Source organism: Stagnihabitans tardus, assembly GCF_009925085.1.
Lineage (GTDB): Bacteria > Pseudomonadota > Alphaproteobacteria > Rhodobacterales > Rhodobacteraceae > Stagnihabitans > Stagnihabitans tardus.
Genome location: NZ_JAABNR010000003.1, coordinates 119,251 through 141,006 on the forward strand (window position 1 = coordinate 119,251; position 21,756 = coordinate 141,006).

General features: G+C 69.9%; 1 protein-coding gene. It reads right to left on the minus strand.

Annotated features, from left to right (window positions below):
* Positions 1–21,744, minus strand: coding sequence for an LEPR-XLL domain-containing protein (locus GV832_RS04220; RefSeq protein WP_168773586.1), 21,744 nt, complete (start codon positions 21,742–21,744; stop codon positions 1–3).
* Positions 21,745–21,756: the final 12 nt, after the last annotated feature.

A 21,756-nucleotide genomic window follows, 5' to 3' on the forward strand; every position in this document is an offset into this window, starting at 1 on the left:
TCACGCCGCCATCCCCGACCAATCGATCGCGCCGCTGATGCCCGAAGGCGCGGACCAATCCTCATCCTCGGCGACAAGCGTCGTCGCCGGGGCGGAATTGTCAAGCACCGTGGTCCGTGCCGCCGCCAGGGCCGCAAAGCCCGCCGCCAGCCCGTTGATCGTCACCGTGGTGCCCGCGCTGGCCACCCCGGTCGCGGTCACGCTGCCCACCGCCACGCCGGCAAAGTTCCAGACCGTGCTGGCCCTGGCCCCGGTGGCCGTGCCAAAGACCGCGACCTTGTCGGGCGAGAGCGTTCCACCGGTGCTGTCCGGCTGGAAGAACTCGCGGAAATAGCCGCTGGCAAAGCCGCCACCGCCCACCACGATCCCGTTGGGCACCGAGGCCGAGACATTGGTCGCCACCACCGCATCGGCCAGGACCAGGTCGGCCGCGCCGGTCACCTGAAGCTTGGAGACCGTCACCGTGACCGCCCCGGCCGCCGTGTCGCGCTTGGAGACATTGCCCTGGAACGACAGGTCGCCGCCGACGGTAAAGCTGGCGTCGGGCGTCCTGCCATCGGCCTTGACGAACTCCACCGTCAGGCGGCCATCGGCCATCGTGCCGCCGACATTGCCCCCTGCGGACAGCACCAGCCCGCGCGTCACGATGATCCCGGCGACCGAGGTCTTGAGGATCGCCCCCGTCGCGGTGATCGAGGTCACGCCCAGCGGATTGTTGATCCGCCCGGCGATTTCGACCCCGCCCCGGCTTTGGATCGTGACGCGCTGGTCATCGGTCGTCCCCGAGGCGATGTCGTATTTCGTGACGATGTCGAAGGTGAAGGTCGCGGCACTCGCAACATTCAACTCCACGTCCCGCGCCGCGACCGAGGTCGTGTCATTGGTCGTGTTGATCGCGTTCAAGACCAGGGTCGAGGTCGAGAGGTTGGTGATGCTCACCGACCCCAGGCCCTTTTGCACGGTCCAGACCCCGCCGGAGCCTTTCAGCGTCGAGCCTGCCCCGCCGGTGAAGGTCGCCTCGCCATCGGCCTCGGTCGCGATGGCGTCGACCACGATGCGCCCGTCGGCATCGACATCGACCCCCACGCCGACACCCTCGGCCGTCGCGTTCTGCGCCTGGGTGATGCGGCCATCCGTGCCGATGACCAGGACGACATTGCCCGAGGGCCGCCGCATCAGCTCGACATTGGCGTCGAACTGGATGCCCTGCGGCTGATCCAGGGTAGAGCTGCTCCTTTCCTCGCCAAAATCGCCGAAGGCCCCGTTCTTGACCGCCGCAAAGTCGACGACAAGGCCCGGAGCGCCCTGGCTGACATCGACCTCCAGGTCCGGCGTGCGGATCAGCGCACCGGCCTGGGCCTCGATCGTGGCCGCCGAACGGCCCGAGACGAAGGCATCGGCATCCGTGTCGCCCAGGGCGCCGGACAGGTTGGCGCGGCCCTTGACCTCGACCGCGTGGTTCATGATCCGCGCATCGAGGACGACCTTGGCCAGACCCTGCAGGATGGCGCCCGAGGTGACGACCACCTTGGCGCTTTCCTGCACGTCGCTGCGGGCGCGGGCATCGGAATCGCCCCCTGCCGCGCCGCTGTGCGTCGTCGCCTTGGTCTCGGTCCGCGAGCCGTTGATATTGGCATCGACCGTCAGCGTGTTCGACGCCCGCACCTGCGCCGCGGACCCGATGGTGACGAAAGACCCCGAACCGGTCAGCACGAAGGTCCCCGAGTTCGGATTCTCGCCCGCATTGGCCGAAACGCCCAGACCGCCCGCCGAGACATCCATCACGGTCGCCAGGTCCTGGTTCGTCGTCGCCCGCAGCGTCACCGAGGCGCCCTCGATGAAGGTGTTGCGCCCCACCGCCGTCGTCGTCTGGTTGACAGAGTTCGTCGTGGCATCGGCATCGGCAAAGCTCAGGCCCGAGACCGCCGAGGCCCCCGCCGTCGCCCCGCCATTGGTCGCCTGCTGCGCCTGGATCAGCGCATTGCCGCTGGCCACGATCCGCACCGCCCCCGTGCCCGCATCCGCGCCCAGTTGCACCGTGGTGATCGTGTTGTAGCTGGCATTGGCCCGCGCCGAGGCGATGGCCAGGCCCCCCACCCCGCCGGCCGAGGTGTTCACCTTGGCGTCGTATTTGTGCAGGGCCGAGATTTCCAGCGACCCCGCATTGATCCGCGTCGTCGAGAGGCTGGAGCCGATGATATCGACCTTGACCGTCCCGAAGTAGTTCAGCGAAGCCGTGTTCGAGGTTCCGCCGCCAAGCCCCGCGACGAAGCCATCGACCAGAAGCCGCGAGCGGCCGTCCGAGGGCAGGCTGATCGTGTCGGTCAGCGATTGACCACCGGCGCCGGTCAAGGTGCCGCTGTCGGTCGAGGTGATGTCGATATAGACGCTTTGCGTGCCGCTGCGGGCGCGCAGGTCCACACCCTCCCGCAGAAGGCTATGGGCATTCGAGCCGCCTGCGCTGCTGAAGCTGGTGATCGCCGCGCCGGTCGCGACATTGACCAGCCGGATCGTGTTGGCGTCGATGCGGTTGACCTTGTAGGCCACCCCATCGGTCAGCCCGCCCACCGCGCCCGAGAAGCCGCTTCCGGCCGGCGGGCGCAGCGCGTGCTGCGTCTGCCGCGCCTGGTCCGAGGCCGCATCGCCCTGCGACAGCTCGGTCGAGATCGCCAGCGCCGTTCCCGCATTGGCATTGGCGAGGCTCGAGGCCAGGCGGATCGTGTTGGCATTGACCCGGATGACGAAATACGAGGTCCCCGAAGCCAGCCCGCCCAGCGCCGTCCCGCCCGAAGCGCCGTTCAGCGTGGTGGAATAGACCACGCGGTCGCCGGTCTGGAACTGGTGGTTCAACAGGCGGATCGTGTTGGTCGTGGTGTCAAAGGCCGTGCCAAGGCTGTTCAGATCGACCTGGGCGCCCGAGAAGGTCACCTGGGTCGGCGGGTGATAGGTCACCAGCTCTCCCTCGGTGAACCCGTGGTTGGTGATGGTGATCTGGCCATTGGTCGTGTTGACGTCTGCGCCGTCGAAGGACTTGCCGGTCAAGCCATTGACCGGGTTGTAATTCACCAGCTTGATCGTCTGGGCATCGATGACCAGGACGAAGAGCGTGGCAGGCGGCGAGGCGCTGTTGATGATCGAGGTCCCGCCCTGGGCGTTGTAGATCACCTGGTCGCCGGTCTTGAACCCATGGGGATTGGCAAAGGTGATGCGGTCCTTCGTGGGATCCACCCCGGTCTGGGCGTCGAAGCCCGCGCCAAGCCGGATGGCCGAGGGGTCTCCGTCCACGGTCAGGACCGAATAGACCCGGCCCGGATCGCCCCAGGAGGTCGCAACATTGGTGCCCAGCATGATCTGCTGGCCGGTCACCAAACCATGGTCATCGACCCGGATCAGGTCCTGCGAGGTGCTGACATCGGTCGTGGTCCAGGAGTAATCTGCGGCCACCGCCGCCGGATCGCGCCCGCCCGTCGCCTTGATCGTGACCGTTCCACCCGTGATCTGCGCCCCGGCCTGCACCGTGGTCAGCGAGGTCACGCCCATGTCCATCCGTCCGACCGTCACACCCACCGCGATGGGCGCTCCCACCGCGCCATGGGCCGAGCCATCGGCCTCGGAAGTGTTGTCGGACAGGATGCGCAACTGGCCCGCGGCGGTCAGGCGTGCCCCGGCCGCAACGGTCGCCAGCGCCTGGGTGCGCATCGTGTTCACCACCTCGACCCCGATGAGGCCGAAGAGCATCCCGGCCGAGGCGCCGTCTCCATCCGCGCGGCTGTAGTGATTGCCCGCCGAAGAGACTTCGATCGACGGGGCCGTGATATTGGCATTGCCCAGCACGATGGCCGTGCCGATGGCGCGGTTGGTCGCCAGGGCCTGCGACATGCCGATGGTCGCAAAGGTGAAGCTGCGGTCCGAGGTCTTGGCCTCGGTGTCCGAGGTCACGCTGGAGACGACCTTCAGCGCGCCGGTCCCGGTCACCGTGCCCCCCAGCTCGGCCCGCGTCTGCGACGTGTCGGTGGCGCGCGACACCGAACCATAGGCGGCCAGAAGGCCCACATGGTTCGACCCGCCCGAGCCGCCCGAATTCGAGAGCGCCTTGCCGTTCTGCGAGGCCGTGATGGAGACCGCCGTCGCCGCCTGGATCGTCGCGGTCGAAGAGGCCGTCGCGCTGCTCCGCCAGGTGGCGAAGGTCAGCGTCGCCCCGGCCAAGGCCGCGCCGACCTGGGTCCCCGCGCCATTGGCCGTCGCGGCTCCGGTGACATCGGTGTTGACCAGGATGACCCCCGGCTGGCCGGTCTGCACATTGCCCGTCAGCGTCGCGCCCACCACGGTCGAGACATCCGAGATGGCGGCGTTGAAGGTGTCCGCGATGATCCCCAGCGAGACGCCCTGGCTGAGCGTATTGGCCCGCAGGTCGGCGATGGCATTGACCGCGACCGCTCCGGCCGAGATGCCCTTGACCTCGGCATTGACGCTGCCCGCCGTGGTGGCAAAGCCCAGCGTCGCGCCGATGCCGACGAAGCCTCCGGCAAAGCCCATGGACTGGGCATCCGACTTCAGCCCGGCCTTGGCGAAGGCCACCCGGTTGTCCGCCCGCCCATTGGTCGAGGCCAGCACCGTGGGCGCCGCCGTCGCCACCGAAATCGCCCCCGAAGCGCCCAGGACCAAGGAGCCCGAAGCCGCCCAGGTCAGCGCATAGGCGCCATGCTGGGCATCCGGCGTCGGGTTCAGCCGGGCCGAGGCCGACAGGGTCTTGGCCTGGCCCGAGGCGATGACCTCGGCCGTCACCACCGGCACCATCCGCGCCACGGCCACGCCGGCCGACAGCGACCCCGCCAGGCCCAGGCTCACCGCCGAGGCCTTGGCGCGCACCTCTGACAGGGCCGTCGCCGTCGCATCGGCCGCGCCGCGCAGGGAGAGAAGCCCGCTCAGGCTGGCGCGGGTCGTGGACTTGTCCTCGGCCCAGGCAACCGACCCGTTCAGGGCAAAGGCCCCGAGGATGAAGCCCCAGGCCTCGGTCTTGACGACGGCATCGCTATCGGCGCGGACCGACAGGGTGCCCGCCGTGCCGCGCAGGTCGCTGAAGCTGGCCGTCGAAGTCGTCTGCGCCGCGGTCGAACCGGCGAAATTGGCCACGGCCACCGAGACCCCGGCCGCCGCCACGGCAATCGGCGTCACGCCAAGGGTCTGGACGACATGTTGCGCCGTCCGCTTGGCCGCCACGACCGAGTTGCCCGCAATGTCCATCGTCCCGTCCGAGACCTTGGCCAGCCGCACCGAAGTGTCGTTCACGACCGAGACCTGGGCCCCAAGGACCACGGCCCCCGCCGCGCCAAGGAAGGCGCCGCTGCGGGTCTTGGCAAAGCTCTCGGCGTCAAGGTTCAGGTCTCCGGCGATGATCGTGCCGCTGACCAGGGCTTTGACGCCCATCGAGTTGTTCAGGATCGTGACCGAGGCCCCGCCCGCCACGGCGCCTGCGACGATGCCGCCGACGACCGAGCTGAAGCGCAGATGGTCCGCCGCCTGCACATCCAGCGCGCCATCGGTGGTGATCGTGCTGCCCTCGGCCTGGGCGACGGTGCCCTCGATATCGCCGGGGGTCAGGGACTGGCTGCCCAGGACGGTCGCATCCGGCCCGTCCGCCGCCACATCGCTGCGCGCCCCGCCGCTGATCAGCGCCACCCGCGACGAGCCGCCGCCGGTGCCCTGGTTCCGCCCGTCCAGGATACGCTCCCAGCCGTCGGCCTTCTTGCCATCCGACCCGCTCAGGACCTGGTCCTGCGGGGTGATGTAATCGCCACCGTTCAGCCCGTCCGCGGACTTGGTCGCGCCACCCGACAGGCCCGCATCGTCCGGACCGGAGCCGGTCGCGGTCTGCTCTTGATAGCTGTATCCGCTGTTGACCGTCCCGCCCAGGTTCCAGACCGAGATCGAGCCGACCAGGGCCGCAGCCCCCAGCGCGCCGCCCGCGACGATGCCCTCGACGTTCCGGGTGGCAAGCGCCCGCAGCCGGACATCGCCCTCCGAGGTGACCTGGGCCGCGCCGATCCGCGCCTCGACCCCGTTGCGCAGGATGCCGACCGTGACCGCGCCCGCGACGCCCGCAAGGCCAAGCCCGCCCGCCCCGGTGAAGGTATCGGCGCTGAAATCGTTGGAGGCGCCGACGACCACCATGGCCGCGCCGCTCCCATCCCCCGCCGTCACCACGGCGCCGTCCTGGATGTCGGCCCGCGTATCGCTGTCCGACACGATGACGGCCACCGCGCCGCCCAGGCCAAAGCCCCCGCCGATGCCACCCGCAAAGGTGATCAGCGTGACGTCTTCAGAGGACCGCGCGTCAAGGATCACGCCGCGCAGGCCCGTCTCAGAGCCAATCACCCCGGTGTCCGCATTGATCCCGGTCAGCGCGCTTCCGCCCGTGCCATGGGCCAGTTGACCCCGCGCCAGGACCTCGGCCCCGCCCTCGATCAGCGCCTGGGTGTCCTTGCGCATCACCACCACATCGGCCGAGGCGCCAACCCCCGCCGTGCCCGAGGCGCCCAGCGCGCCACCCAGGCCAAAGACCCGCGTGTCATCCTGCGCGCCCACGCGCACCGAGCCATCCGCCGTCACCACGGCTCCGCCCGCGATCCGCGCCGTCGTGTCGTTGCCCAGGGACAGGACGACAGAAGTCCCGCCAAAGCCCAGGGCTCCGCCCACCGCCGCGCCCGCACCCAGAACCGCAAGCTCTTCGGATGCCGAGGCCTGGACGATCACGCTGTCCGCCGCCGTCACCTGGGCGCTGTCGCCGATCTCGGCCGTGGTGCGCAGACCCACCATCGCCACCGAGGCCGAGGGCGAGACCGCCCCGCCACCGCTGGCCGCAATCGCCGCCGCCACCGAGAGAAGCGTCAGGTCCTGACCCGCCAGCACCAGCACCGACTGGCCATTGCCCGGCGTCCTGGCATCCGGCGCATTGACCAGGGCCCGCCCGATCCGCGCCGTGGCCGTATTCTCCACCGAAGCCACCGCGCCCGAGAAATTGACCGAGACCAGGCCCGAAATCGACCCCGAAGCCGCGATCGAGGATATGTCGTCGCTGCCCGTGGCCGAGATCAGCACCCCGGTCCGCTGCGCCACATCGGCCACCGCGTGATGCACCTTGCCCGCGCCCGAGAAGCCCTCGTAGCTGTCGTCGTAATCGGTGTCGCGGGTTTCCTGGCCGGCAGGAACCTCGCTGCCCTTGTCCTTGCTGACCGATTGGTCGCCATAGCCCGAAGAGCCGCCGCCCGCATCGGTCGAGACCACATCCCCCGTGCCCGGCAGGGTGAAGTCGTCGTGATAGGTCCCCGTCCGGATCTCGTCCGCGCCCAAAAGACCCAGGGCCGTGACCTTGGCGTTGTCGCCCACCTCGGCCCGGGTCACGCGCTTGACCACCGGAACCGCAGCACCTCCGCCCACGCCCACCGCGCCCGAAAGCTGGATGGCGCCGGCGAAGATGTCGATCTCGCCATCGCTCGCGGCCTCGATCACCACATTGCCCAGGGCATCGACCGTGGCCCCCGTAGTTTCAGACCCCGCAACCTGCGCCGTGGTGCGGATATTCGCCACGATGACCGAGGCCGAACCCGAAGCCGCCGTCGTCCCCGCCACCGCGCCGGTAAAGACCGCCGAGCCGATATCCTCGGTGGATTGCGCCCGCAGGAGGACCGAGCCCTCGCTGGTCACCACGGCCTCGGCATCGACCGTGGCCAGCGTGTCCTTGGACAGGCTCACCACGTCAAGGCCGACGCCCACCCCGGCCGTCCCGTCGAAGGCCGCAGCCCCCGAGACATTGGAGATCGCGGTCTCGTCCCGCGCCAGGAGGCTCACATCCGGCCGCCCGCCAGTGTTGAAATCGGTCGAAACCTGCGCCGTCGAGGCGATCCGCGCCGTCGTCGTCTCTTGCAGGACGGCGATAGTGGCCGAGCCCGTCACCGTGCCGCCGCCACCGATCCCGCCGCCGACCGCGATCTGGCTGATATCCTCGGTAGAGCGCGCCTCCATCACCAGGCCGGTGCTGCGGGCCTGGATCTGGCTGTCGCCCTCGATCACTGCCTTGACCGGCATGTCATGGACCAGGATGGCGAAAGAGGCGCCGACGCCCGCGCCGCCCGCGACCACGTTGCCCGCGACCTGGAAGAAGTCCAGGTCATCCGAGGCGGCGAGCTTCATGTCCTCCCGTGCGATGACGATGGCACCCGTGCCGAACCGCGCCGTCGTGCCCTCGGATGAGGGATCCGCGACGAGGCTGGACGAGAGGTTCGGCTGACCCGAACCCGCCACGCGGTTGCGCGCATCCGTCACCCCGGCATTGGCCCGGGCGCCATCCGCCAGCTCCAGCGTATGCGTGCTGCGCCCAACCGTGAAGCCCAGGTCGATCATCGGACCGCCGGGCCGTTCCGAAAGGCCAAAGGTCTTGCCGGTATCGACGACGTAATAGGTCCGCCCCGAGACCAGCCCCGGAATCGTCCCGCCGCTGGAGCGGTAGATCACCGCGTCTCCGTCGCGCAGACCATTCGCCTTGGTTCCGATGATGATCTGGTCGGTCGCCGCATCCACCCGCGAGCCCGAGAAGGAGATCAGCTTGCTTCCCGACAGCACCGCCTCATTGCCCGTCAGCGCCGCCTGGTAGGTCGAGGCCCAATCGGATTCCGACGCCTCGCCCCCGCCCGAATTGAAGTCGCCGCCGATGTTCCAGATGCCCATGGACAGCGCCCCGGCAAAGCCGCCCAGCGCGCCGCTGGCCGCAACCGAGGTGATGTCCTGCGAGGACCGGGCGATGACGTGGATCTTGCCGCCCGCCTGCACCCGCGCATTGTCGTCGATGACCGAGGTCGTGGCATTGCGCACCACCCCCACCGTCAGGGCCCCCGCGAGGCCGACCGAAGCGCCTCCGACCCCGCCCGAACCCGCCGTGCCCGTGACGCGGTTCAGCGAATCCACCCGGACCTGCTGCCCAACCCCGCCCAGCGCGGCCTGGTTGACCTGCGCCCCGGTGCCGATCCGCGCCGTCGTGTCGCTGTCGATCACGGCGATCGAGACCGCTCCGGCCAGGCCGACAAAGGCGCCGACGCCGAGCGCAATGGCCAGGGTCTCGATCCGCTCATCCGCCCCGGCCTGAACCATCAAGCCACGGAATTCCTTGGTATTGTCCCAGCGCTGATCCAGCGGCGCGGCGGCCAGGCCCTGGCCTCCGACAGTCTCGCCCAGGACCGTGACCGTCGAGAAGCCGGCCACTTGCGCGCTGGTGTCCTTGGTGATCGTGGCCACGCCGACCGAGCCGCCGATGCCGACCTGGGCCCCGGCAAGCGCGCCCTCGATCATCGTCACCTTGGTGTCGTCGGTCGCCATGATCGCCGCATCGCGCCGCGCGAACAGCGTGGCCCCCGCGTCGCCTTCGGCATCGATCCGGCCCAGATGCGCCGTGGTCTGGCTGTTCAGCACGACGACGCCGACCGAACCGCCCACCGCCGCCGTCCCCGAAGCCGCAAGCCCCATGACGAAGGTCGAGATATCCTCGCTGGCCCTCGCGCGCAGGATCACGCTGTCCTGCGCCTCGACATCGGCGCCCGCTCCGATCTTGGCCTCGGTCACCAGGTTGATGACGCTGACCGCCACCGAGGGCGAGACCGCGACAGCCCCCGCCACCGACAGCGCGCCCGCGACGCCCAGGACCACCAGCTTTTCATTGGACAGGACCTGGACATCCTGGCCCGCACCCTCGACGCCCGTGGCCTTGTTGATCTTCGCCGCATCGTCGATCCGGCCCGAGGTGGTGATGTTCAGAACCCCGACTTCGCCCGACAAGGCCACCGCGACCCCGCCCGAAACCCCGCCGTTCAGCGCCATGGTCGCCACGTCATCGGCAGAGACCGCCGAGACGACGACGCCCTGGACGCCCGCATTCTTCGGCACCAGCGAGATGGCGAAGCCCGCGCGCGGGTGGCCCTCATAGCTCGTGTCCACCGCATCGCCATTGGTGTCGGTGATCGGCCCATTCACCTTGCCCTTGGTCGCGGTGATCGGCATCGTCCCCGCCCCGGACCCGCGCACCGTCACATCGGTCGGGTTCTTGTCCGGCTCGTTCACCACCTCGCCATAGGTGCCATCCAGGACAAAGCCCAAGGCGCCCCGCGCCCGGGCCGTCACATCCGCCGCCGTGCCGATGAAGGCTTCGGTCCGCTTGTTCACCACCGGCACGAAGGCCGAGGCCCCGACCGAGGCCGAGCCCGAAACAGAGACGGCTCCGGCGAAAAGGTCGTATTCCGACTGGTCCAGCGCCTCGACGATCACATTGGCCTGGGCATCGACCCTTGTCTTGACCGGCGCATTGGCCGCCGTGCCCTCGATGAAGGCGCGGGTTTGCAGATCGGCCACCACGACGCCCACCGCGCCCGAGACCGCAACGCCACCGCCCGACCCGGCCATGACCAAGGAGGTGACATCCTCCTGGCTCCGGGCACGGATTTCCAAAGATCCCTGGACCGCGACCTGCGCCGTGGCCGCCAGGATCGCATCGGTCCGCTTGATCAGCGTCGTCGTATCCACCCCGGCGCCCACCCCGGCCGAGCCGCCAAAGCTGGCCGCCCCGGTGACCTTGAAGCTGCGCGTCGTGTCGCTGGCGTTGATATCGACGTCAAAGCTCTCGCCGACCCCCTTGGTCGCCACGACGTTGACCGCATTGCCGATCCGCGCCGTCGTCGTCTCGTTCAGCACGGAAACCGCCGGAGAGGCCGCAACCCCCACCGTCGCCCCGCCTGCCCCCGCCACGGTGACCATGGAGAGGTCCTCGACCGAATTGGCCAGGACCCGCAGCCCGGCCGAGGTCGTGACCGTGGCACTGTCGCCCAAAAGCGCCTCGACCCGGTCCATATGGGTCACGGTCGAGGTCGCAAGACCCACGCCGACATTGCCCGAAGCACCGACCGCGCCCACGACATAGACCAGCGTGTCATTGTCGCCCGCCGAGATCGTGAGCCCGCCCGCAGCCACCTTGGCCGCAGTGCCGACCCGCGCCGTGGTCCGGCTGTTCAGCACATCGACCAGGACCGAGCCTCCGACTCCCACCGTCCCAAGCGACAGGCCAAAGCTGCCCGCGATCCCGACGCGATCCACCGCGCCCGAGGCGAAAACAGAGACTGCACCGGCGGAATTCACCGTCGCCCCATCACCGATCTCGGCGCTGACCGTGTCGTTGATCACGCCCACCGTGATGCCCGCGCCCACGCCGGCATTGCCCAAGGTTCCGCCGAAACCGCCCGTGCCCGACCGCAGGACGACGCTTTGCAAGGCGCTGAGCGTGACGCTTTGATTGACCAGGGGCGCCAGGCCCGCCTGGTTCACCAGCGCATTCGGAACGATCAGGGCCTGTGTGTCGATATTGGCGATATCCACCGTGACCGACCCGCCAACCCCCGCCGCGCCCGTTGTCACCCCGCCACCCAGGGCGATCGAGGTCATCTCGTAATCCACCCCGGCCACCAGCTTGGTCTTGATCGGCGCGTAAGAGGTCTGCGCCTCGATCTTCAGGGCGCCCGCCACGTCCAGGCTGGTCCCCCGCGCCTCGGCATGTCCGCCGATGGTCGCGATGTTCACCACCACCGCCGCACCGACGCCCGTCGTCTGGCCAAAGCCCCCGGCGGCGGCAGCGTTCTGCACCTCCCAGAAGGAATCCGCCCGCACCAGGGCATCGCCCTGCACCTTGGTCACCGAGCCGTCACCCAGCCGCGCCAGGGCCTCGAAGGTCGTGACCTGGACGGCGATCGAGCCGCCGACGCCGACTTGGTCCGCGCCGCCGCCCGCGAAGGCGCGCGCAAAGATCCCGTTGGCCGAAGTGCCCTTTTCCGGCGTCGGTTGCAGCGCCGAGACCTCCAGCGACTTGCCCGCCTCCAGCGTCACCTCCTTGCCCACCAGCGCCAGGTTCGAGGCGGTGACCACGTTCAAGGCCACCGCCGCGCCGATGCCCGCCTTGTTCTGCAACGAAAGCGCCGTGCCCTCGGCATGGGCGCCCGCGTCGATCTCCAACGTCGACTTGACGCCAAGGTCGGTGCCCGAGCGGACGGTCAGACCGTCGCGGATCTCGGCCCGGCTTTCGGTGGTGACGATGTTGACCGCGACCCCCGCGCCGACGCCCACCGCCCCGGCGCTGCGTCCGGTCGCGCCCTGCGCCGTGTCAGAGCCGGTCTGGACCGCGTCTTCGGCCTTGGGCAGGGTCTGGGCCCCGGCCTCGGACAGGATCGCGCCGTTGTTGTTCACCGCCTGGTTGGCCTGCTGATCGGCATTGCCCGCGTCACCGGAATTGCCCTTGGCGCCGCCCTTGGCCGTGGCGCTGCTGCCGATCCGGCTGACCGACTGGACCGTCACCGCGCCGCCCGCCGTGAGATTGCGCGCCAGGATCGCCTGGGCCGCATCGGTGACGATATTGACCGCGACCGCCGCCCCAACGCCGACATTCGCGCCGCCCGCAGCCGCATCGGCCGTGGTGAAATAGGCGCCGGAATGGGTCGTCATCAGCTCTGCCGCGCCCAGCGTCACCAGGTCTGCGCCCGCCAGAAGGTTCGACGCCGTCTGGTTGGACACCACGTTCAGCGCCACCGCAGGGCTGACGGCAACCGAGCCCGCCGTGCCAGCGCTGGCCGTCGCAAAGCCGGAATGCGTCCCATTGGCCGTCATGGAAAGACCCTGCAGGGCCCCGAGGCCCGCGCCCTCGGCGACTTCGGCCAGGACATCGTCGTCCAGGATGTTGATCGCGATGGCCGCGCCGACACCCACGGTCCGGGCCTCGGCACCAGAGCCGCTGGTCTTGGCCCGCGCCGTCGCAGTGTCCTGCGTGCGCCCGGTGGCCGAGATCGTGACCTGGCCCTGACTCTCGATGGAGCCGGTCAGGCGCGCGGTCGTCGAGATGGTCGAGATGTTCATGGCAAAGGCACCGGCCACGCCGACCTCGGTCTTGCCCGCCCCGGCGATGGCCTCGGCCGCAAGCGCATGGCGTCCGTCGCCCTGGGCGCTCATCCGGGCCTGGATCGTCACTGCACCGGCGGCTTTCACCTGGCCGTCAACCCGCGCCTCGTTGTTCGCAGCCACCACGTTCAGCGCAACGCCCGCCCCCACGCCCACCGTGGTGTCCGAGGTCGAGCCGTCGCCCGTGGCGCTGGCATCCACATCCATCGCCGCGCGCAGGGTCACCTGGCCGCCGCTGACCAGCGAAAGCCCGGTCAGCAGGATCGCCTCGGACCTGGCGTTCAGGATGTTCACGGACAGGCCTGCCGCGACGCCCACCGCCTGGCTGCCGCCCGCTCCGCCCGCCTGGGCTCCGGTCGTCGCCGCCGTGCTTTGTCCGGTCAGCCCATCGGCGAAGCCCGACAGCGCCGTCGTCTGGGCATTGGCGGTCGAGGGCCCTGCCCCCGGCGTCACGCCATTGGTCGAGGCCTTGGCCGTGCTGGCCACATTCGACAAGAGATCGGCCGAAAGCGTGATATCCCCTGCCGCCGTGATCGACCGCGAGGTGGTGATGAAGGCCCGCTCGGGCAGGATGGCCAGGGCCACCGCCGCGCCGACGGCGACCTTGTCGGCCTTGGCCGAGGAATCGGACTCCAGCGTCGCATCATGGCTTTGCCGCGCCGTGGCCTCGTAGCCGCCCGTCAGCGCCAGGGCCGTGCCCGTCCCCAGCCGCGCCTCGGTCGTGGAACCCGAGACGAGAAGCGCCAAAGACGGCGAGATGCCGACGCTGCCACCCGACCCGGCCTTGGCCTTGGTCAGGCTGACAATGTCGGATTCCGCCTTGATAGAGACATTTTGGCCGCCCGAGATCGCCACGCCATCCGCCACGGCCGCCAGAACGTCGTTTTGCACCAGGTTCAGCCCGAAGGACAGACCGACCCCGACACCGGACGAGGAAGAGGTCGCAGTTCCGCCCTCGATCACCGTCATCGAAGACCCGATGGCCGTGTTGTCCGAGGCGAAATCCGACAGGATCGCCACATCGCCGGTCAGCGCCTGCGCGGTCGAGGCCGCAAGGATCGCCGTCGACTTCATGGTCTGGATGTTCAGCGCAAAGGCACCCGAAACGCCGACATTGGCCGCCCCTGCCCCCGAAACCGCCCGGGCCGAGATCGTGTTGACTGGGGTCAGGTCGTTTTCAAGCCCGGCCGCCGTGATCTTCAGACCCGCGCTCTCCACCCCGGCGCTGACCCGCGCCAGGACCGAGGCCGGAACGATGTTGACCGCCACCGCGGCCCCCACGCCCACGCCACGCTGGGACGAGCCCACTGCCTTGCCATCCGCCGTGGCCGAACTGTCCGTATCGCCCCGCGCCGCGACCGAGACCGATCCCGTGGTCTGGACGCCGCTGGAAATCTCCGCCGTGGCCCCTCCGGTGACGATGGAGAGCGCCAGGGCCGCCGCGATGCCGACGCCTTTGGCCGTGCCATTGGCATCGGGCGCCTGCAAGGGTGCCGCCGCGCCCGAGGTGCCGCCCGCCCCGTTCAGGAAGCCCAGCTCCCGCGCGATCTGCTGATCCCCATTGGCCGATCCTCCGGTCGAGGACTGCGTCGCCCCCGAGGCCAGCGCCTTGGCGTTCAGCGTCACCCCGGTCTGCCGCGCGGCAAGGACCGAGATGTCGCCCGTGGCCGTGACCGGACGCGCCAAGAGCGCCGAGGCGCTGTTCTCCATCACCGCCAGGGCCACCGCGGCGCCGACCGCCGTGCCCCCGGACCCCGCCGCCGATTCCGCCGTGCCCGTGGTGATCGTGCGCTCTTTGGCGTCAAGCGTCAGCCCGCCCGAAAGCGTGACCTTGGCCAGGCCCGACAGCGTGACCGAGGCCGTGTTCGTCGCCGCCACCAGCGCAAGCGCCGGAGCGACCGAGACCGTGCCATCGCGGGCTCCGGCCTGGGCAGTCTGGCTGGATTCGGTGTCTGTGTTGGCCTCAAGCGTCAGGCCGGCGCCCTTGAAGGTGATGCTTGCCAGCGGTGCGATGGTCGCATCGGAATCCAGGATGTTCAGCGCAAAGGCCGCGCCGACGCCGACCCCCGTCCCACCCGCAGCCCCAAGCGCCGCGCTGGCCGAGGCCTTGACGTCGGACTTCACCAGGGTCACGGCCCCAAGCTTCACGCCGACCGCTCCGCCATCCAGGACGACGCCCGAGCCGATCTCGGGCAAGGCGTCGAGGTTGACCTGGTTCATGGCAAAAGAGCCGCCCACCGCGACATTGTTCCCGCCGGCCCCCGAAACGGCGAGGCTGTTGAGCGTCGAGCGGTTGACCGTGGTGCCATCCGGCGCCATGCCCGCCATGATCTCGATGCCCTTGAAGGCCGTGAGGTCGGCCCGCACCCGGGCCAGGGTGGTCCGGTTGGCCAGGTTCAGCGCCACAGCCGCGCCGACGCCGACATCGGTCCGCGTCGCAGGATTGTCCTTCACCACGCTGGCATCGGCCATGATGGTGGAATCGACATCCGACAGGGCCTTGACCTCGATGCTGGCGTTCCGGCTGACCAGCGGGGCGCCGATATCGACCCTGGCCTCGACCCGGCCGGTGACGATCGAAAGCGCAATCGCTGCCGCCAGGCCGAATTTCCCGCCCGAGGTTGCCGCCGAGGGCGGGGTCGCCACCGTGCCGCCCAGGGTTCCGGCAAAGGCCGTCTCGCGGGCGATCTGCGCATCGGCCTGGGGCAAGGCCGTCCCCGAGGTCGTGCTGCTGACGCCTCCGGCCGAGGCCTGGATGTTCATGATCGTGTCGGAGTTGCTGCTGGCGCCGATCGAAATGGCGCCATCGGTCGTGATGGCGCGGGCGCTGAAGGCCCGGACATCGCCCGAAATCACCGCAAGGCCAAAGCTGACGCCCAGGCCCGCCGTGGTCCCCGTCCCGGCCGAGGCCGCGATGTTGACCGAGGTCAGCGTGGCCCTGGCGGTGATCGCGACATCTCCGGTCAGCAAGAGCGCGCTGCCAGCCGCCAGCGAAGCCGTGGTCCGCGCCGTGTCGATGGTCAGGGCCACGGCGGGGGCGACGCCGACGCTGCCCCCCGTCGCGCCGGACTTGACCGCCGCGCCGATGCCGCGTTCGGACACGGCATTCAGCTTCAGCGCTCCGCCCACAAGCGTCACTGTTCCGGCGATATTGGCCATGGATTGGCCATTTGTCAGGACGATGCCCATGGCCGCGCCGACGCCCACGCCGCCCCCGGCGCTGCCCAGGGACCCATCGGCCGAGGCCGTGGCGATCGCCACCGTCTGGGTGATCGACTCGAACTCCATCGAGGCGCCCGAGACCGAGGCAGCCGTGCCGGGGCTGGCACTGGAGCTCAGCCCGTCGATGATCATGGCAAAGGCGCCCGAGACCGCGGCCTTGGTCGCGCCGACGCCGGAAACCGCCTTGGCTTGCAGGAAGGACCTTTCGGGATCCGCCGCCATCATGGCCGCCACCCGCACCGAACTCGCCGCCGAGATCGCGCCCTCGACCAGGGCTCGGGTCTGGCGGGTCGCCACGGTGATCGCCACCGCCGCGCCCACGCCCACCGCAGGGTCCGAGGCCGCCGTGCCCTTGACCACGCTGGCATCCGCCGTGATCGAACTGTCGGAATCCGCCTGGGATTCGACCGTCACCGCTCCGGCGGTCGAGGTCAGCGCACCGGTCGCCGTCACCTGGGCCAGCACGCCGCCATTGATCACCGACAGCGCCAGCGCCGCCGCAAGACCGAAACTGCCCGAAGAGCCCTGGGCCGCCGGCGCGGTCGCCGAAGTGCCCTGCAAGCCATTGGCAAAGCCCAGTTGGCTGCCCATCTGCCCCGTGGCATCCGAAGCCCCCGTGCCCGTCGTCGCCTCGGACACGCCCTTGGCCGAAGCCACGGCCCCCGCGATGATATCGGTCTTCTGCGTGGCGGTCAGAGAGATATCCCCCTCGGCCACCAGGGCCCGCGCGACACTGACCGTCGCGGTCTGCGCGTCGATCACCAGGGCCACCGTGACGCCGAGCGCCGCCGTCGTGGCACTGGCGGCAGAGCCCGCATTGACCGTCACGGTCAGGGTGTCCAGCGCCGAAAGCGTGGCCTTGCCCGTGGTCGTCGCAGCCCCGCCTTGCAGCTCGGTCAGGGCCGAGCCCGTGGCCGAGACGATCAGCACAGAGGGCGCAATCGCCACCTTGCCGCCCGCCGCACCGGCCTGGGCCGCCCCGGTCACCGTGGTATCGGAACTGCTGGACATCGCAAGCAGACCCAGGGCCGAGAGCCCGGCCCCCGCCTCGACCGAGGTCGTGGCGTCGATATCGGCCAGGGTCAGCGCAAGCGCGGCCCCGATGCCCAGGCCGCGCCCCTTGACGCTGGTCGCATCCGCCGTCGCCGTGGTGGACAGGAAGGTCTTGCGGGCCGATGCCAGCGAAACATCGCCCCCCGAAGCCGAGCTGCCCGCCGCCATCCGCGCCGTGGCATCGACATTGCCCTTGGTCAGGGCAAAGGCCCCGGTCAGCGCCGCCGTCGAGGCGCCAAGATCGCCCGAACCCACGCCGGAAACGGCCCGGGTGGTGATCTGGTCGCGCAGGGTCTCGGACTTGTCATCGGCCATGCCCGCTTCAAGGCTCAGGGCCTTGGCGGCGGAAAGCGTGCCCTCCACCAGCGCCTGGACCGAGGTCGAGGCCACGGTGATCGCCACGGCCGCCCCGATCCCGACCGAGGGCCGCGTCGTCGCCGATTGCGCGACGACCGAACCATCCGCCACCGTCTCGCCATCGACATCGGCCAGGGCCCGGGCAGAGATCTCATCGGCCGAAACCAGCGGCACCGCACCGACCTGCACCAGCGAGGACCCGCCCAGCAGCCCCAGCGCCACGGCGGCGCCCAGGCCGAAGCCACCCTCCGCCCCCTGTGCCGAGGGCAGACCCGTGGCCAGCCCCGAGCCCTGACCGCTGGCAAAGGCCGACATTTCGGCGGTCTGTTCATCCGCCGTGTCCGTCGAGCTGCCTGCGGGCTGCGACACGCCCGCCGCCGAGGCTTCGGCCTTGGTCTTGCCGTCCATGATCAGGCTCGACACAAGCGAAATCCCCGTCGCCGTGACGCCGCGCTGAACCGTCACGGCAGCGGAATCCTCAAGACTGGACAGGGCAAAGGACAGGCCCAGCGCGGCGGTGGAGGCCGCCGCCGAAGACCGGGATTCCGTCGTGGAATCGACCTTGTTGGTGGCCTGAAGGCTCAGCGGGCCCGAAAGGCTGATCGCCGCTCCGGCAGGCAAGGCGACCCGGGCCACGGTGTCGGAAATCGTCATGGCGACCGAGGGCGTGACGGCCACGCCCGCTCCGGCCACACCGGCCTGGCCGCGCGTCGTGATCAGCCGGTCGCTGTCGGCCTGCATGGCCAGGCTCACCACCCCGGGACTGGCCAGGCCTCCGACCGTGGCCGTGGTCTGACCCTTGACCAGCGAGAGGCCGAAGCCGATGCCGATGCCGGCCCCCGTCGCCTTGCCAGAGCCCGCGCCCAGTTTCGCATCCGCCGTGGCCAGGGTATCGACCGTCACCGCCGAAGAGGCCGCCAGCCGCAGCGCTCCGCTGACCGAGGCGCCATCGGCCAGGAGCGCCGTCGTCTCCAGCCGCTCTTGCGTCAGGGCAAAGGACCCGGCCAGGCCAAAGCTCGAGGCGCCAGAGCCCGCAACCGCCTTGGTCGTCAGAACCGAACGACCGGGCGAGGAAAGGTCCGCGCCGTCGCCCTCGGTCGCCGAGATCACCGCGCCGCCGTCGATGTTGCCCAGGACCTCCGCCGTCGTCGGCAGTTCGGCCAGGTTCAGCGCCACCGCCGCGCCCACGCCGATGTTGACCGCCTTGTCCGCCGAGGCAACGACGACGGAGCCATCGGCCGTCACGGTCGCATCGACATCCGTTCCCGCCGTCACCGAGGCGTTGCCGCCCTTGACCCCGCCCGAGGCGCTGACCCGCGCCGTCGTCGAGCCGTGCTGCAAGCCGATGGCCAGGGCTGCGGCCAGGCCCATCTGGCCCTGGGTCGTGTTGGCCGAAGGGGTCGAAAGACCCGTCCCTGCCTCTTTGCCCGCAAAATCGGTCGCCGCCGTGCCCTGCTGATCGGCATTGGTGGCGCTGCCCGACTTGGCCCCGCCCGAGGCCGCAATCGCCACCGTCGAGGTGTCCAGCATCTGCCGCGCCGAGAAACTGGCCGAGGGCGCCGCGATCACGCGGTCCAGTTGCACCAGGGCATCCTGCTGCCCCAAGCTCAGCGCCACGGAAGCGCCCACCGCCGCCGTCGAGCCGAAAGCGCTGCCCTGGGCCGTGGTCGTCACGGTCTCGCGGTGAAGAAGGCTGGCCGAGATGCCCTTGGCCAGGTCCATGTCGGGCCCGCCGCGCAGGGCCAGGGTCGAGTCGTTGTCCGAAAGAGTCATGGCAAAGGCGGGAGAGGTGGCGATCCCGCCCGCTGCCCCGCCCTGCGCCGTGGTGATCGCTGCCGTCACCGTGTCGATGGCCATCGAAAGGTCACCGGACAGGACCGAAACAGAGGCGCCAAGGTCAAGCGTGATGTCGGAATCGCGGTTCGACAGGTTCAGCGCCACCGAAGCGCCGACGCCGACAGTCGCCGTCCCGGTCACAGCCGCCTTGGCCGTGGCGCGGTCGATGGCATTGGCGCGCAGGTTCATCTGCACCGGCGCCGAGGCGACCAGGGCCGAGCCCGTCGCCAGCACGATCCGGCGGCTGTCGTCCACGTCGTTCAGCGCCAGGGCTCCCGCCACGCCGGCGACCTTGGTCGACCCCGCGCCCGAGGTCGCATTGGCCTCGACGACCGTGGGGCTGCGCAGATCGCGCTCTCCGACCTCGATGGTCAGGGGGGAGGCCGTGGAAACCTTGCCGAAAACATGCACCGATTCCAACGAGTTGGCCAGGTTCATCGCCACAGCCGCCGCCACGGCGCCCGAAGCGGTCGAGGCATCGGCCGTGGTCACCAGGCTTTGCGTCCCGCGCGCCGAGATCAGCGCGGCCGGCCCGTCCAACGCCAGGTCCGAGGCGATGAGGACGCTGGATTCGTGCTGGGCCCGGGTGATGGCCACCGCGGCCGCCACGGTCACCGCCCCATCGGGCGTCCTTGCGTTGGCAGCGGCCAGTTGCCCCTCCGACCGCGTCGAACCGGTGCCCGTCGCGCCGCCCGTCCCGGCCTTGGCCGTCGTGGTCACCGTGTTCGAGCCATCCGCCGAGATCATGGCTCCCGCGCCGACCTTGACGCTGGAGCTGCCGACCAGCCGGGTCTGGGTCAGGCTGTCGATGAAGCTGACCGCCGTCATGGCCCCGGCACTGGTGGCCGTCGAGGCCAGCCCATCCGCCAGGGTCTGCACCGACCCGCGATGCAAGGCCTGGACCGTCGCCTCGGTCGCTGCCGCGATGGCGCTGTCTTCCAGGTGAACCTCGGTCCGGTTGCGCATCTGCGCATAGGCCAGGGCCGCATCGACGCCCGAGCTGCTGCCCGCCGCCGCCGTCGCCGTCACATTCACCGCCGAGAAGCTGTTGGCCTGGACAAAGACGCTGGAGGTCGCCGCCGTCAGGTTGACACCGATCAGCGAGATCTGTGCCGAGACATTGGACCCGCCGACCGCAATCGTGCTGGCATTGACCGTGGTCGTCATCTCGACCACCGAACGGATCGAGACCGAGCCGGAGGTGATCGTCGTCCCCTTCATCGTGACGAGGGCCGAACCCGTGTCGATCGAGGCGCCGATCCCGCCGATCGTGCCGCCAACCGCAATGGGCGTGGCCTGGGCCAGGAAAGACACCGCCCCATCCGACTTGGTCTGAATGATGAAGGCCCCGGCCTCCAGCGTCTCGGCCTGGAGGCTCAGCGCCAGGCTGCCGAAGCCCAGGCCGCTGGTCACCGTGATGCTGCCCTGGCCCGCGCCCTCGGCCACCGAAACCGTGCCATTCGCCTGCGTGAAGGAGAAGGCGAGACCCGCGTTGAAGGTCACCAGCGTGACGCCGCGCGACTGGCTGATCGTCATGGCCTCGGCCAGGCCCGAGCCGATGGCGCTGCGGGCCGTGGCCGTGGTCAGGTCCGAGACGGTCTCGACATTGGCAATCGCCGTGACGCGGGTGATCAGGCCAGAGTTGACCGAAAGCGAAGCCGTGGTGGTGCCGGTCGCCGTCATCGTGGTCGAAAGCGCGCCCCCGGTGATGCGGACCTGGTCCGTCCCGCCCGCCCCGTCGATGCCCGAGCTGAGAGAGCCCACGGAGGACAGGGTGAAGAGATCGGAACCCGAGGTCCCGGTCAGCGCCTCGACCGACGAGAAGCCCAGGCCCAGCGCCGTGCCGGTGTTCAGACCCGTGACCGCATAGGCCCCCTTGGCCGCGCCGATGATGCGGTCCGTGCCGCCTCCGCCGATGATCGTTCCGGTGACGCGTCCGGTGAAATCCGAGGTGATGGTGACGCGGTCGTTCAGCGAAGACAGGGTCAGGGTGATGTCCGACACATCGACCAGCGCCCGGCTCTGGATCAGCGCCCCGGTCGTGGCATTGGTCAGCTGCACCGTGGGCACACCCAGCACATCGACGATGCCGATGGCCAGGTTCTGCGCGATCAGGGGCGCAGCGGTGAAGGTGAAGGGCGTCGCCGACAAGAGAAGCCGGGGCTCGAGCGTTTCGAAGAAGAGGGGCGGCAGACTGGGCTCCGTCTTGCGGGTCAGGGCCTGCCAGAGCCTTGGGGCCCGCAGTTTCCGACGGGAGGCGCGATTGCCGAAAGCCGTAAGGAAGTTCTGGAAGCCCATGTCTGCCCCGCG